The 12,378-nt window shown below is 27.2% G+C and carries 15 protein-coding genes; 4 read left to right on the forward strand and 11 right to left on the reverse strand.

All coding sequences use genetic code 11. The annotated features are described in order from the left end of the window. Window positions 1-151: 151 nt before the first annotated feature. Window positions 152-1,120 carry a DUF3298 and DUF4163 domain-containing protein gene (locus ACOTVC_RS07445; RefSeq protein WP_257905981.1) on the reverse strand — a complete coding sequence of 323 codons (969 nt, stop codon included), beginning with the start codon at window positions 1,118-1,120 and terminating at the stop codon, window positions 152-154. Between the two features lies 1 nt (window position 1,121). Then, complete coding sequence (ybeY, locus tag ACOTVC_RS07450; protein ID WP_087684850.1) at window positions 1,122-1,535, reverse strand: rRNA maturation RNase YbeY; 414 nt, start codon at window positions 1,533-1,535, stop codon at window positions 1,122-1,124. A gap of 52 nt (window positions 1,536-1,587) precedes the next feature. On the opposite strand from ybeY, the gene queC reads away from it, so the two are divergent. Then, window positions 1,588-2,253: a 7-cyano-7-deazaguanine synthase QueC gene (gene queC, locus ACOTVC_RS07455; protein WP_214099580.1), complete on the forward strand. Its 666-nt coding sequence runs from the start codon at window positions 1,588-1,590 to the stop codon at window positions 2,251-2,253. A 62-nt stretch (window positions 2,254-2,315) separates the two neighbouring features. After that, complete coding sequence (locus ACOTVC_RS07460; protein WP_039641392.1) at window positions 2,316-2,888, forward strand: YceI family protein; 573 nt, start codon at window positions 2,316-2,318, stop codon at window positions 2,886-2,888. 41 nt (window positions 2,889-2,929) lie between these two features. Here the strand turns inward: ACOTVC_RS07460 and ACOTVC_RS07465 are convergent, their stop codons facing one another. From ACOTVC_RS07465 to mobB, 6 genes are all read right to left on the reverse strand, one after another. Next, on the reverse strand, window positions 2,930-3,673 hold the full coding sequence (locus tag ACOTVC_RS07465; RefSeq protein WP_087684848.1) for a substrate-binding domain-containing protein: 744 nt from the start codon (window positions 3,671-3,673) through the stop codon (window positions 2,930-2,932). A gap of 61 nt (window positions 3,674-3,734) precedes the next feature. Next, complete coding sequence (locus ACOTVC_RS07470; RefSeq protein ID WP_039641389.1) at window positions 3,735-4,676, reverse strand: hypothetical protein; 942 nt, start codon at window positions 4,674-4,676, stop codon at window positions 3,735-3,737. Further along, complete coding sequence (gene metG / locus ACOTVC_RS07475; RefSeq protein ID WP_421628180.1) at window positions 4,677-6,563, reverse strand: methionine--tRNA ligase; 1,887 nt, start codon at window positions 6,561-6,563, stop codon at window positions 4,677-4,679. It lies immediately after the preceding gene. Window positions 6,564-6,576: 13 nt separating this feature from the next. After that, a complete protein-coding gene (locus ACOTVC_RS07480; RefSeq protein ID WP_039625990.1) occupies window positions 6,577-6,771 on the reverse strand; it encodes a hypothetical protein in 195 nt (64 codons plus the stop codon). Further along, window positions 6,771-7,619, reverse strand: coding sequence for a class 1 fructose-bisphosphatase (locus ACOTVC_RS07485; protein WP_087684845.1), 849 nt, complete (start codon window positions 7,617-7,619; stop codon window positions 6,771-6,773). Before ACOTVC_RS07485 ends, ACOTVC_RS07480 begins: the two co-directional genes overlap by 1 nt. A 9-nt stretch (window positions 7,620-7,628) precedes the next feature. Further along, the gene (gene mobB / locus ACOTVC_RS07490) at window positions 7,629-8,108 is read right to left on the reverse strand and encodes a molybdopterin-guanine dinucleotide biosynthesis protein B (protein WP_087690428.1); all 480 of its coding nucleotides are present in this window, start codon (window positions 8,106-8,108) and stop codon (window positions 7,629-7,631) included. An 86-nt stretch (window positions 8,109-8,194) separates the two neighbouring features. On the opposite strand from mobB, the gene ACOTVC_RS07495 reads away from it, so the two are divergent. Next, the gene (locus ACOTVC_RS07495) at window positions 8,195-8,689 is read left to right on the forward strand and encodes a hypothetical protein (protein ID WP_087715377.1); all 495 of its coding nucleotides are present in this window, start codon (window positions 8,195-8,197) and stop codon (window positions 8,687-8,689) included. Here the strand turns inward: ACOTVC_RS07495 and ACOTVC_RS07500 are convergent. Genes ACOTVC_RS07500 through gltX form a run of 3 tightly spaced genes read right to left on the reverse strand, consistent with a single transcriptional unit; the run spans window position 8,577 to window position 11,799 of the window. After that, window positions 8,577-10,211 (reverse strand): lytic transglycosylase domain-containing protein, encoded by a 1,635-nt coding sequence (locus ACOTVC_RS07500; protein ID WP_373274593.1) that lies wholly within the window; start codon window positions 10,209-10,211, stop codon window positions 8,577-8,579. The two genes, ACOTVC_RS07495 and ACOTVC_RS07500, sit on opposite strands and share 113 nt — an antisense overlap. 3 nt (window positions 10,212-10,214) lie before the next feature. Then, window positions 10,215-10,502 (reverse strand): YggT family protein, encoded by a 288-nt coding sequence (locus ACOTVC_RS07505; protein WP_012661430.1) that lies wholly within the window; start codon window positions 10,500-10,502, stop codon window positions 10,215-10,217. Window position 10,503: 1 nt separating this feature from the next. Next, window positions 10,504-11,799 carry a glutamate--tRNA ligase gene (gene gltX / locus ACOTVC_RS07510; protein WP_421628184.1) on the reverse strand — a complete coding sequence of 432 codons (1,296 nt, stop codon included), beginning with the start codon at window positions 11,797-11,799 and terminating at the stop codon, window positions 10,504-10,506. A 134-nt stretch (window positions 11,800-11,933) separates the two neighbouring features. Here gltX and ACOTVC_RS07515 point away from each other — a divergent pair, with 134 nt between their 5' ends. Further along, on the forward strand, window positions 11,934-12,356 hold the full coding sequence (locus ACOTVC_RS07515) for a PepSY-like domain-containing protein (RefSeq protein WP_214097983.1): 423 nt from the start codon (window positions 11,934-11,936) through the stop codon (window positions 12,354-12,356). The last annotated feature ends 22 nt before the right edge of the window (window positions 12,357-12,378 follow it).

Consider the following 12,378-nt stretch of genomic DNA (forward strand, 5'->3'; position numbering starts at 1 on the left):
AATAAATCGGAATTGTATTGAAATTTACTTTATAGAAAGTTTAAATAATAAATGAAAATAAATTTTTAATTAATAATTTCACTTAAAAGCTATGAAAGTTTCAAAATTAACAACAATAAAATAATTTTAAGATAAGATGAACTATTAAAGCTTATTTGATTTTACTCAAATAAGCTAATTTTGAGTTATTTTTCCAAAAAGGTTCTAATTCATCATAACTTATAAAAATTTCAATTACTCCGGTAGAGTATGGAGCTATATCATAAGGTTCCCATATCAAAACTAATCCGTTTTTTCTCACTTCAAAAATTTCACCTATTTTAAGCTCTTTAATATCAAATAATTCATTTTCATTATATAAGCTTAAAATTTTTTGTTTAACCATACTCTGAAAATCTTCATTTTCTATTTTTAATTCATTTTTTAATCTAAGAAGCTTCATATCATCAATACTATAAGTTTTCCTTAACAAATTAGTCATACCATGAGCACCACCTTTATACTCATAAGTATTTTTTCCTAGAGAAATAATATGTTTATCTTGGTAAAATACATAAGCTTGAGATAAAAATTCATTATTTGCAATATCTTCTTTGTTCCATTTATCAAAGCTTTCTTTTGCTTTTTGTTTTAAAGAATCTTTATCTAAATTTTCATTAAAATCATCAATAATTTTTTCTAAATTTTTACTTTGACTTGATATTTTTAATATATCCTCACTAAAATCAAATTCGATAGTTTTATTAGCATCTAGTTGTTTTTGTTCTTTAAGTGATAATTGATAAATACTTGCATTTGATTTACTAGCTAAAAAATCGAATTCTTTTCTTATATCATTTATTTTACATAAGGCCTCAAATTTATTTTTATGCATATCTTTTAAAACACAAGTTCCAAAATCTGCTATATCTATATAATACTCATCATTTTTAGCACTACCCCAAAAAGCGTATTGTTTTTGCTTTGTTTGGACAAATCCATAGCTAGTATTGCTTTTTATAGAGCTATATAAATGAATGTCAAATTCTTTCCCTTCTAAAATATTTATAGTAAATGTATTTTCATTATAAGCATATAAACTCGCACATAAACCAAAACTTAATATTATTTTTTTAATCACTTTAATCCCCTTCTTGTGTTCTTACAATTAAACTTTTTGGTAGTTTAAAATATTCAATCCATTCTTGTTCTTTTTGCCTCATTTGTCCTTGATCTATTTCATGATCATAACCTTGCAAATGAAGCATAGCATGGATAAAAAGCAATGCCATCTCCTCATTCTTGCTATGTTTATATTCTGTGGCCTTTTTACTTACTTCATCTAAATTTATCACTATACTTCCAAGCAAATTTTCACAATTTTGCACTAAAGGAAAAGATAAAACATCTGTAGTTTTATCCACACCTCTTTGATCAAGATTAATTTTATGCATAGTTTTTTCATCCACTAGAACAAGTTCTATATTTTTATCACTCATTTTTTGAGCAATTTTTTCAAGAAAAGAAATTTCCATCTCTTCTTCACAAAAAATCATTATTATCCTTTTAATTTTATAATTTCAAATTATATCAAATTTAAGGAAAAGTATGAAAAAAGCTCTTTGTATTATAAGCGGTGGTATGGATAGTACTTTATGTGCATATTTAGCTAAAAAAGAAGGATACGAAATTATTGCTTTGCATTTTGATTATAATCAACGCACTATGCTTAAAGAAAGAGAATGTTTTAATAAAATTTGTGAAAAACTTAACATAAAAACAAAATATATTTTAGATGTTTCTTTTATAGCAAGCATTGGCGGCAATTCTTTAACGGATTTAAATTTAAAAATTCCCAAAGAAAAGCTATGCGAAAAAGAAGTGCCAAATACTTATGTTCCTTTTAGAAATGGTATTTTTTTATCTATTGCAGGAGCTATAGCTGAAAAAGAAAAATGTGAAAGTATTTTTATAGGAGTGGTACAAGAAGATAGTAGTGGTTATCCTGATTGTAGTGAAAATTTTATACAAAAAGCAAGTGATTTTATCAATGAAGGCACTACAAAAACTTGTAATGTAAAAATTAAAACTCCATTAGTTCACCTAAGTAAAGGGCAAATAGTTGATTTAGCTTTAAAGGAAAAAGTAGCCTTGGAATATACTTGGTCTTGTTATGAAAGAGAGGATAAAGCTTGTGGTAAATGTGATAGTTGTTTACTAAGATTAAAAGGTTTTAAAGAAGCCAATATGAATGATTTTATAGAATATATTTAAAGTTTCCTTTCGTTTTATTTTCGTTTGTATAATTTACATTTTTAAGTATTAAGGAGAAAAACATGAAAAAAATATTACTTGGTTCTTTTTTAACTGCTTCTATTTTAGCAAGCAATGCTTTAAGTAAAGAATTTAGCTTAGATAAAGCTCATACAAATGTAGGATTTAAAATCAAACATTTGCAAATTAGTAATGTAAATGGAATTTTTAAAGACTATGATGCAGTGATTGATTTTGATAGCACTAAATTTGAATTTAACAAACTTCAAGCGAATGTAAAAGTTGCTTCTATAAACACTGAAAATAAAGCTAGAGATACACACTTACAACAAGATGATTTTTTCAAGGCAAAAACTCATCCAAACATCACTTTTACTATGAGTAAATATGAAAAAATTTCTAACGAAAAGGGTAAAATGTATGGCTCATTAAACATCGCTGGAGTGAGCAAAGATATCGTTTTAGATACTGAAATTGGAGGGGTTATCAAAACAGATAGTGGCAAAGAAAAAGCAGGGTTTACTTTACAAGGACAAATTAAAAGAAGCGATTTTAAATTTGCTCCAGATACTTCTAGCTTAACACTTAGTGATGAAGTGCAAATAAATATAGAAGCAGAAATTAACGAAAAATAATTCAAAAAAAGCATTTTACATTAAAGTAAAATGCTTTTAATTTATTTAGCTAACCACCCTTCTTTTTCCCATACTTTTTGCGCTTCTTTACTTTGTGTAAATTCTATAAATTCAGCTACTTTTGGATTTTTCAAACCTTTTTGCGTTGGTACTATTTCAGCAGCTCTATAAATAATCGAGTTTTTATCTGCTTTAATAAATTTATTTTCTTTTTCACCAACTGCTTTTATCCAATGTGTCCAAATAATTAAGGCATCGATATTTGGATTATTTTTCCACTCATCAACTGCAGCTTTTGAATTTTTAGCATATACTTTGATATTTTTTCTAAGTTTTTCTAGATTTTCAATTTTTCCTGTTTTTAAGGCCATATCTTCATACAAGCCAACCTGCCCTGCTCCATCAACCACCATAACATTAACACCATCTTTTAAAAGATCTTCAAATTTTTTAATTTTTTTAGGATTATTAGCTCTTACTATCATACCTGAGCCTCTAGCATTTAAAACCTGAACATCTTGTATTTTAATTTGTTTTGGCATTGCTTTGACAAATCCATCCATCATAGATGTATTACCCGAATAAATAATATCAGCATCTATTTTTGCTTGTTTAATCCACTTAGGTGTTGGTCCTGCATTAATAGTAACTTTTTCGCCGTGTTTTTCTTCAAACTGTTTTGCAAGTTCTTTCAAAACAGGAGCTGGACCACCTGGACCATAAACTAAAATTTCAGCATTTAATGCAGCTGCAGCAAATAAACTTAAAAATAAAATTTTTTTCATATTTTTTCCTTAAATTAATAAAATAAAATTATAAATATAGCTTTTTAAAGTTGATATTTTTTTAATCAAATAAACTAATATTTTTTTCTTGAGCAAGAAAACATTCTAAAAAGTCTTCTTTGTTTTCTTTGATCAGACAGTATTTAAAATCAAAAAATTTCTTTAATTCATTTAAATTTGCATAAGAAAAATCACAAAATAATGAATTTTTTAATGCTATTTTAAAATCTTTAACACCTTGAAAATTTTGTGCTATAAAATCAAAATCTTTTTCATTTTCTACAAGTAAAACTACTCTAGAACTGCCCCCAAAAGCACAAATTTCATTTTTTGAGTTTAAAAAATAGGCATTAAAAAGTTCTAATTTTTTATCATTAAAACTAAAAGATAATTTTTGACTTTCTATAAATTCAATAAAACTAGCAAAAATATCTGCATAAAAAAATGCAAATTTTAAATCTTTAAAATACAAATTTTTACAAAGCAAACTCGTTTGAAATAAAGACTTAGAACCTAAAATTTCATATTTACAAGCTTTTAAGGTATGAAAATTTGATTTTAATTTTAAAATAAATTTTTCATCATCAGAACAAAAGAAAGTTTTTTCTTTAGAGCTTTTTAAAAGATCAAAATCTAACAAAATATTTGAGTTTAAAACTTTAAAATTAAATGCCTTTGCAAATTTTAATTCTATATGATTGCAATATATAAATTCATAAGATTTTTCTTCACATAAAAATCTAAAAAGTCTAAAAATAGCTTTTTCAAGATCGTCAACTTGAAGATAAAATACATCTTTATCTTCAAGATTTAATTTTTCTTCGCTTACTATAACATAAGCGCCAAGTTTTATAGCAAAACTTGCTTGTTCATTATTTTTAGCAAAAAAAACACTTGCCTGTTTGACTTTGTTTAAATCTATACTAAAATCATAAACACTAGAAGTTGCTCCATAGTTTAAAACTTGGGCATTAACAAGCTCAATAAAATTAGAAATATTCATCTAGCCTATTAAAGCTCCATTTTCAATAAAGCTTTGTGGGCTAATTAAAACTAATTTTTCATCTTTTTGGGCACTTAAAATCATACCTTGACTTTCATGGCCAAAAATTTTAGCTTTTTTTAGATTGGTAATGACACAAACTTGCTTACCTATTAATTCACTAGCTTTATAAAATTTAGCAATACCAGAAAGTACTTGTCTTAACTCACCATTTTCAAGCTCAAGTTGAAATTTTAAAAGCTTTTCGCTACCTTCTATATTCTGACAATCTTTTACTAATGCTACTTTAATTTCAATTTTTTTAAAATCATCAATTTTAATTTGAGACAAACTTGGCTTTTCTTCTACTTTTTCTTCTTTTTTACTTTCTTGGGTTAATTCAACTTTTGGAAATAAAGCTTCACATGCACTTGATTTTAAATCACACAATTGATTATTTAAAATTAATTTTTGGTAATTTTCATTTGAAATTTCAAAATTTAAAGCTTTGGCAATTTTTAAAGCTGTTTTTGGCATAGCAGCTGAAAGTAAAATAGTAACTTTTGTTAAAATATTAGCACATAAAGCCACTAAAGCATTAGCTTTTTGCATTTGATTATTTTTAATTAAATTCCAAGGCTCATATTTACTAATACTTAAATTTGCTAAAGATAAAGCCTTGAAAAGCTCTTCTAAATAACGATTTGGCTGGATATTTTCTAAAGCATTGATTGCATTATCTAAATACTCTTTGCATTCATTTAATTCTTGATTAAAATACAAATTCACATCTTTGCATTCAATAATATTTTGAGAATACTTAGCACTCATGCCGATAATTCTATTTAATAAATTTCCAAGCTCATTGCTTAATTCTGCATTGATTCTAGTGACTAATGCTTTTTGTGAAAAATCCCCATCATTACCAAAAGGAACTTCTCTGAGTAAAAAATATCTAAAAGCTTCTAAACCAAAAGTATCTGCTACTTCTTTAGGTGCTACTACATTACCTTTAGATTTACTCATTTTTTCACCATCTTTAGTCCACCAACCATGCGCTGCTACAAATTTAGGTAAAGGAAGCTCTAAACTCATCAAAAATGCAGGCCAATACACTGCATGAAAACGCAAGATATCCTTACCTACAAAATGAATATGAGCAGGCCAAAGATCCATATTTTTATCGTCAAGTCCATAACTTAATGCACTCACATAATTCATCAAAGCATCAAGCCAAACATATACCACATGTTTTTCATCATTTAGTTCTTTTGGAAGCTTTATACCCCACTCAAAACTTGTTCTTGTAATAGAAAGATCTTTTAAGCCACCTTCTACAAAGTGGATCAATTCATTAGCCTTATTTTTAGGTAAAATCGGCTCTTTTTCTTTATACCATTTAAGAATTTGATCTTGATATTTAGAAAGCTTAAAAAAATAACTTTCTTCTTTTAAAAGCTGTGTTTTTTTGCCACAATCTGGACAATGACACTCATTTACAAGCTGAGTTTGAGTAAAATAACTCTCACAAGAAACACAATAAAAGCCTTCATAGGTACCTTTATAAATATCACCCTTATCAAACATTTTTTTAAATGCTTTTTGTACACTTAATTTATGATTTTCATCTGTAGTTCTAATGAAATAATCATAAGAAATTTCAAACTCATCCCAAAGTTTTTTAAACTTAGAACTAATTTCATCTGCATATTCTTTAGGGGTAAAATTTCTAGCACTAGCAGCTTGCTCTATCTTTTGGCCATGTTCATCTGTACCTGTTGAAAAGAATGTTTTTTCTCCTTGCAAGCGATAAAATCTAGCCAAAGTATCTGCTATAATCGTAGTGTAAGCATGACCTATGTGTGCCACATCATTTACATAATATATCGGAGTAGTAATATAACGCATTTTCAACCTTTAATTAAAAATCAAATCCACCTTCTTTACCTTTAGACATACTTTTATAAACCGCATCAATATACTCTTTTCTTAAAGAGCATTCAAAAATCATAGAGCAAGGTAAACAAGATTTTAAGTTTTTTTCATTTTGACAAGTTTGAAGTTCATTTTTTTTAACTTCCAAAGCTAGTTCAAATTCATCTTTAACTTCAGCCATTAAAGCCCTTTGTAAGCTTGTTTTAGTTTTTCAATTTCATATTTAGAACCCAAAAAGCATGGCGTGCTTGCGTGGATTTTTTCAAATTCTAAATCAAGCAAAGAATTATTTTCTCCATTAGTAGAAAATCCTCCTGCTTTTTCAAAAATAAAAGCAAAAGGAAACACCTCAAAATAAGCTCTTAATTTTCCATTTGGTGCATCACTTGTTGCGGGATATGAAAATAACCCACCACCTTTGAGTAAAATTTGATGTAAATCGCTCACCATAGCACCTGAATATCTTAAACGATATCCTTCATCAAATAAAGCTTTTATAAAAGCCCTATGAGTATCTGACCAATTTTTTTGTGTCCCACCACTTGCATTTAATTTGCCTTTTTCGTTTAATTTTAAATCCTTAACAAAAATAAATTCATCATTTTCACTTAACCTATAAAGCTTAGGAGTGTCTATGCACACTATAAGCTCTAAACGCACACCATAAATAGCATAAACTGCTGCTTTTAGATTTTTTGCACTAGCCTTTTGCTCATAAATAGCGAAAATAGAACCTATAGCAAAATTCACATCTACCAAAGATGAGCCATCTAAAGGATCATAAGCAACAATGTATTTTTCATTTTCATTGATTAGTAATTGCTCTTGCTTTTCCTCACTAATCAAGCTTTTTATACCTTTGCTTTGCTTTAAAATTCTAGTGATAATCTCATCGCTTTTTACATCAAGTTTTAATTGATTATCTCCAGTTGCGTTTTGAGAAGTAGTATAATCAAAATCTTTTAAATATCTAAGTTCTTTTGAAATTTCAATCACTGCTTTTTGTATATCATTAATTAATTCTTGCATATTTTACCCCTATACTTTTTTTGAATTTTTTAATATAAAATCACAAATACTTTCTAAATCATCCAAATAAAGCCAAGTTAAATTTTTATTTTCGATTTTCTCATAACTTGCAATAGCTTTAGAATAAGCAAAATAACTCTCATCTATTTCTTTACAAAAAACACTAATTCTTGGCATATCTAAGGTTTTCAAGCCCTCTATAAATAAAAAATCAAATTCCCCTAGTTTAGAAATAGCTTCATCTAAAGCACTTGGAGAATGTGTAAATAAAGTTGTTCTTGTGGGGCTTAAAACCATTACATCAGCACCACTTTGAAAAAATTTAAAACTATCTTTTTTTGCTATATCAAAGCTTGCTTTATCTTTTGGATCATGTTTTATAATACATACTTTATAATTTTGCTCCATAAAATATTTAGCAACTTGGGTTATTAAAGTTGTTTTACCTGAATTGGAAGGCCCGCTAAAAGCCATTGCTAATCTTTTCATAACTTCCTTAAATCAAAGAAAATAAATAAAATTATATCTTTTTAAAAGTTAAAAGCTTATAATTATAAAAAAATTAGGAATAAAATATGAAAAAAATTTATACGATCATTTTTTTAACACTTATTTTTACTGCATGTTCAAATAAAACCCAAAAACAAAGTGAAATCGATTTAAAAAACCAAACTCTCATGTATGCACAAAAAATCAATTTTAATTATAAAGATAGTAGAGTAGTAGCTTTATTAAGTTACCTAAATCCTGTATTAGATGAGAAAAGCCAAAAAGAAGTTTTTGTGCTTAGTTTTTTACCAAATATCAATATCAAACAAGAACAAATTTCAATACTTATAGATGGAGAAAAAACTAACTTAAAAGCTTTGGAACAAAATGATGAGTTGTTTAAATATATCATCAAAAGTGATTATGCAAGTTATTACAAAATCACCCTTGATGAATTAGTACAAAAACCTATTTTGCAACTTGATTTGTGTTTTGAGAATCAGTGTTTTGAGTTAAAGTTTCAAAAAATTTCGAAATCGGTGTATTATCGTTCAGAAGATGCAAATACACAATATAATTAGCTAAAACCTTTTTAGCATACACCCTACTTTCTGCATAAGGAACAAGCTCCATAGATAAAAATGGTTCGTACTTTCCAGCTCTAAACATATCTTCTCTTTTAAGCATTCTCGTGGTAAAGCCTATACCTCCATTATAAGCATAAGCTACAAAAATAGGAGAATTAAGTTTAGATTCTAAATAATCTAAATGATGGTTTGCAAAAGTATAAGCTGTTTTTGGGTCAAAAAGCATATCTTGGTCAAAATTTGGAATTTGCAATTCTTTATTACCTATATGATTAGCCAAAAATGGAATAAATTGCATAATACCTAAAGCATAAGAGGTTGAAATTGCTGTTGGTATAAAACGGCTTTCTTGTCTAGCTAAAGCTAAAATCATAGCCTTTCTTTGTGTAGAATAATCTTTTAAATACTCAAAATAAGGCATAACGAAATAATGTTTTTTAAAACCCTCAGCTCTTTCTTTAATATAAGCATAAATAGCTATGTTTTCTTTAGTATAAAAATCTTTTGCAAGCTTTTCTAGCTCATTAGGAGTGCCTTTTGCAATTTCTTTTGCAAGTTTTTGCCAAGCAAAAGGATCTTTCATATCAAAATCATTTTTTTGTTTTTTTGGCTTTAATTTTTCTATTTTAGGCAAAGGCAAGCCTTTTAACTCTCTTGCATAAAGACTATAAATATTTAAAGAATCACTTTGAGCAAGTTCATCAAGATACTTTTTATCTTGAGTGATTAAATAAATCCAAAAATTTGCATTATCTACTAAAGGCTTGCTTTTAAAAGTATCTTTTGCTACTTGGAAAAATTCCAGTGCTTTTTTATCGTCATTTTCTAAAATAGCATTCACACCCAGATAAAAAGCATTATCTTGAAAAGTTAAATTTGCATCTACATTGACCAAAGATTTTCTTATCAATGGACTTTTTTTCTTAATAATAATTTCTTTTACAAAATTTGTAAATTCTTTTTCTTTTGCTAATTCATCAGCAAAATCTTTTTCTAAGAAAAAATCCTTCTTATCTTTTAAAAAGCCATAAATTTTATAAAAATTTGCACTATCATAATTTAAAACCGCATAACTTAAAGGATCTTTGGCATTAAAAGCTTCTAAAAGTTTTACTAAATTTGGATTATCTTGTGGGATAATTTTTTTCATCTCATTACGCGTTGAAGTATTAAGATCTTGTATAAAAGTTAAGCTGTTTAATCTTATAAGCTGACAAGTAGCATTAGCATCTAAGATATTTTGTGTGTTAAATTTATAACAAGCTTCATATTCTTTATTATACCCCAAAGGTGGAATGATCACTTCAATAGCATTTTTAATACGTCCTGCATAACGATAAATATGTTCTTTTAAACCTTCAACTTCTTCTTTTTTAAATTCATTTTTTTCTAATAAACGATATAAATAATAATCCTTAGCTAAAGAATTTGGTTTTTGCTCTAATTCTTTATAAGAATACATAGCGCTATTTGCAAAAACTATTCCAGCTAAAAGCAATACTACACTTTTTTTCAACACTTATAAACTTCCTAAAATTAAATTTGATAAAAATATTTGAATAAATTTTAACCCTAAAATAATAATCAAAGGTGCTAAATCAATACTTCCTATAGTAGTAGGGATAAATCTTCTTACAAAAGCATAAGCAGGATTAGTTAAACGATATAAAATTTGCACTATAGGATTATAAGGATCAGGTCTTACCCAAGAAATCAATGCAGCAATGATTATAATCCACACATAAATTTCAATCACTAAAGAAAAAATTTGCACCAAAGACACAATCAAACTTGTTCCAACTCCCATTTTACTCCTTTATAATTTCTTTAATAAAAGGCTTAATTAAAGTATAAATTTCACTCATTTCAGGTCCATGAGTAACCCCTGTTAATACTAAACGCAAAGGCATAAAGAAATTTTTACCTTTTAAATTTGTTTTTTCCATCAAAACCTTTTTAAACTCATCGTATTCTTGAGGCAAATCTAAATCTTTTAAAACCTCTTTAATTAACCTACATTCACTTTCAAATTCATTATAATTTTTAACTGTAAAAATAGCTTGTATTTTTTCTTTGATTTCATTTAAAGTGCTAGCTTCTTGAGTATAAAATTTTGCAAGCTCCGCTACATCTTTGCCTAAGTTTAACAAAGAATTTAATTTATCATTATCAAGCATTTTTATATGCTCACGGTTAATTTGCATTAAGCGCTTAGTGTCAAATCTCGCAGGAGATTTTGAAACTTTTTTCAAATCAAACCATTCTATAGCTTCTTCTAAAATAAAAATCTCTTTTGGAGTTTTATTACCTAAAAGGATTAAATAATTTACAATAGCACTTGCTAAATATCCATTATCAAGCATCCATTTTACACTAGAATGAGCCTCTCTTTTGCTCATTTTAACACCTTCTTCATTTAAAATGATAGGTAAATGTGCATAAGTCATGCTTTTATCATAACCCAAACTAGCTCTAATATGTTCTTGCTTAGGAGTATTTGAGACGTGATCTTCACCCCTTATAATACAAGTAACACCTTCTAGCATATCATCAACCGCACAAGCAAAATTATAAGTTGGAGTTTTATCCGCTCTCATAATTACAAAACTATCAATATCTTCAGGATTAAAACTAATCTCGCCTTTAATATAATCAGTAAATTTCATTTGCGATTGAGGTTTTTTAAGACGGATTACAAAAGGTTTCTCACAATTTAACACATCAATATCTGCTAATTTTTCACAAGTGCCATCGTATCTATATGCTTGATTTTTACTTTTAGCTAATTCTTTTTTATGAGCTAACTCATCCTCAGTGCAAAAACAAGCAAAAGCTTTTTTTTCACTTACTAGCTTTAAAGCCATTTGACGATGAAACTTCAAATTCTCACTTTGTACATAATAATGCTGCCAAGTTATACCAAATTCTTTTAAAATAGCTTTTATTTCTTCTTCTTTTCCAGCAATATTTCTAGCATTATCCGTATCTTCAATACGCAAAATAAAATCTGTATTTTCTTGTCTTGCTTTAATATAATTAAACAAAGCTGCTCTTAAATTTCCAATATGCATATCTCCAGTAGGCGATGGTGCAAACCTATACATTATTTATCCTTTTAAAACTTTTTTATCATTATACAATTAAATACTTGCTATTTATTTTAAAAAAAACAAAGTTCACACAAAATTCACTTAATATTTATATGATTTCACAAATAATTCAATTTAAAGGATAAAAAATGAAATTAAAAATAGCTTTAATGGCATTAACTCTAGCAAGTTGTGTTTTTGCTAAAGATATGGTTGTAGGTGTAAATGCTTTACCGGCAAATTCTAAAGATTTTATACAAAAACACTTTACAGGATCAAACATAGCTTTAGTTAAGCAAGATATAGATAGCTTTGATGTTTATTTAGACAATGGAACTGAACTTGAGTTTTTCATCAATGGAGATTGGAAAGAAATTGATGCAAAATACAGACCGATTGATACTTCTTTTTTAAGTCCAAATGTTTTAGCAACGATTAAGAAAATGTACCCAAATGCGAGTATAATTAAAGTTGAAAAAGAAATTCAAGGTTATAAATTTAAACTAAATAACATGATGGAAATTTATACTGATGTAAATGGAAATTTCTTAGGACAAAAATTTGATGATTAAAAAATTAAGCTAAGCTTTTTGC

The sequence above is a fragment of the Campylobacter sp. GB48 genome, from assembly GCF_049221845.1.
Taxonomy (GTDB): domain Bacteria; phylum Campylobacterota; class Campylobacteria; order Campylobacterales; family Campylobacteraceae; genus Campylobacter_D; species Campylobacter_D lari_C.

Coding starts and splice junctions, on each gene's coding strand:
- ybeY (WP_087684850.1), bottom strand. CDS start 1,535: ATGATTTTTTGTGAAGAAGAGATGGAAATTTCTTTTCTTGAAAAAATT.
- ACOTVC_RS07480 (WP_039625990.1), bottom strand. CDS start 6,771: ATGGCTGAAGTTAAAGATGAATTTGAACTAGCTTTGGAAGTTAAAAAA.
- ACOTVC_RS07465 (WP_087684848.1), bottom strand. CDS start 3,673: ATGAAAAAAATTTTATTTTTAAGTTTATTTGCTGCAGCTGCATTAAAT.
- ACOTVC_RS07460 (WP_039641392.1), top strand. CDS start 2,316: ATGAAAAAAATATTACTTGGTTCTTTTTTAACTGCTTCTATTTTAGCA.
- queC (WP_214099580.1), top strand. CDS start 1,588: ATGAAAAAAGCTCTTTGTATTATAAGCGGTGGTATGGATAGTACTTTA.
- mobB (WP_087690428.1), bottom strand. CDS start 8,108: ATGAAAAGATTAGCAATGGCTTTTAGCGGGCCTTCCAATTCAGGTAAA.
- metG (WP_421628180.1), bottom strand. CDS start 6,563: ATGCGTTATATTACTACTCCGATATATTATGTAAATGATGTGGCACAC.
- ACOTVC_RS07505 (WP_012661430.1), bottom strand. CDS start 10,502: ATGGGAGTTGGAACAAGTTTGATTGTGTCTTTGGTGCAAATTTTTTCT.
- ACOTVC_RS07470 (WP_039641389.1), bottom strand. CDS start 4,676: ATGAATATTTCTAATTTTATTGAGCTTGTTAATGCCCAAGTTTTAAAC.
- ACOTVC_RS07495 (WP_087715377.1), top strand. CDS start 8,195: ATGAAAAAAATTTATACGATCATTTTTTTAACACTTATTTTTACTGCA.
- gltX (WP_421628184.1), bottom strand. CDS start 11,799: ATGTATAGGTTTGCACCATCGCCTACTGGAGATATGCATATTGGAAAT.
- ACOTVC_RS07515 (WP_214097983.1), top strand. CDS start 11,934: ATGAAATTAAAAATAGCTTTAATGGCATTAACTCTAGCAAGTTGTGTT.
- ACOTVC_RS07485 (WP_087684845.1), bottom strand. CDS start 7,619: ATGCAAGAATTAATTAATGATATACAAAAAGCAGTGATTGAAATTTCA.